Consider the following 1,197-nt stretch of genomic DNA (forward strand, 5'->3'; position numbering starts at 1 on the left):
CTCGACGGCCTGCGCGGGGAAGGATCGGTCGAAGGTCTTGATCTGGGGGACGTAGCCGACCCGGCGCGCGGCGTGACCGGGCGTCTCGCCGTACACGAGCGCGCGCCCGCGCGTGGGCGTGACGAGGCCCAGCGCGGTCCGCATGAGGGTGCTCTTGCCCGCGCCGTTGGGGCCGACGACGGCGAGGAAGGCGCCGTGCGGGACCTCGAAGGTGACGCCGTCGAGGGCGGTGAAGTCCCCGAACCGGACGGTGACGTCTTCGAAGCGCAGGGCGGGCGGGGCGGTGGTGCTCACCGGATCATTCTGCGGGAGTTGAGAACGCTTTTTCAAGACGGGTGTCACAAAGGCCGCGCGGCCCACGCGCCGCCTCAAGACCCACTCAACCACCCCGCGACCTTCGGTCGCTAACATGACCCCAGAGGGCGCGCCGTCAGGCCCGACACACTGCCGCTCGCGCGTCAGGGCGCGCCCGCGTTAGGCTTGACCGCATGTCGAAAGGACAGGACCCCGCCTTGACCGACCACGACGACCCCGTCGAGGGCACCCTCGACCACTCCCTCTACCACGCCATCCGCGGCTGGGCCAGCATGGAGGAGATCTCCCGCCTGCGCGAGCCGAGCGTCCGCACGCCCGACGAGGCCGTCGAGACCCTCATGCGCGGCAACGCCCGCTTCTACTCCGGCGTGACGCGCGGCGGCGAGATGAACGCCATGGAACGCCGCGTCCAGGTGATGTTCCAGACGCCCTTCGCGATCGTGCTGGGCTGCAGCGACAGCCGCGTCCCGACCGAGCTGATCTTCGATCAGGGCTTCGGGGACCTCTTCAGCATCCGCGTGGCGGGCAACGTCGCCGAGCCCGCCACGCTCGGCAGCATCGAGTACGCCGTGCGGCACCTGCGCTGCCACCTCATCGTCGTGCTCGGCCACGAGGGCTGCGGCGCCGTCAAGACCGCCATGCTGCCCGACGAGGAACGCGCGAGGGAACCCGAGCACGTCGCGTACCTCGCCGGGCACATCCTGCCCGCCGTGCGTGACCTCCCGTTCATCCGCGACGAGAAGGCCCGCATGCGCGAGGCCGTCATGAGCAACATCCGGCATCAGGCGCAGGCGCTCGCGCGGGACACCGTCGTGGCGCAGGCCGTCGCGGCGGGCACCCTGCGCGTCATCGGCGCGTACTACGAGATCGGCTCGGGCGCGG

The 1,197-nt window shown here is 71.2% G+C and carries 2 protein-coding genes; one reads left to right on the forward strand and one right to left on the reverse strand.

Annotation, left to right across the window (positions count from 1 at the left end; all coding sequences use genetic code 11):
- The coding region (locus DEIPI_RS0107360; RefSeq protein WP_027481352.1) for an ATP-binding cassette domain-containing protein at nucleotides 1-294 on the reverse strand (294 nt) is incomplete at its 3' end.
- A gap of 194 nt (nucleotides 295-488) precedes the next feature.
- Between DEIPI_RS0107360 and DEIPI_RS29350 the strand changes: the two genes are divergently transcribed.
- The coding region (locus DEIPI_RS29350) for a carbonic anhydrase (protein ID WP_045233849.1) at nucleotides 489-1,197 on the forward strand (709 nt) is incomplete at its 3' end.

Origin of the sequence: Deinococcus pimensis DSM 21231 (genome assembly GCF_000519345.1) — a bacterium.
GTDB classification, from domain to species: Bacteria; Deinococcota; Deinococci; order Deinococcales; family Deinococcaceae; genus Deinococcus_A; species Deinococcus_A pimensis.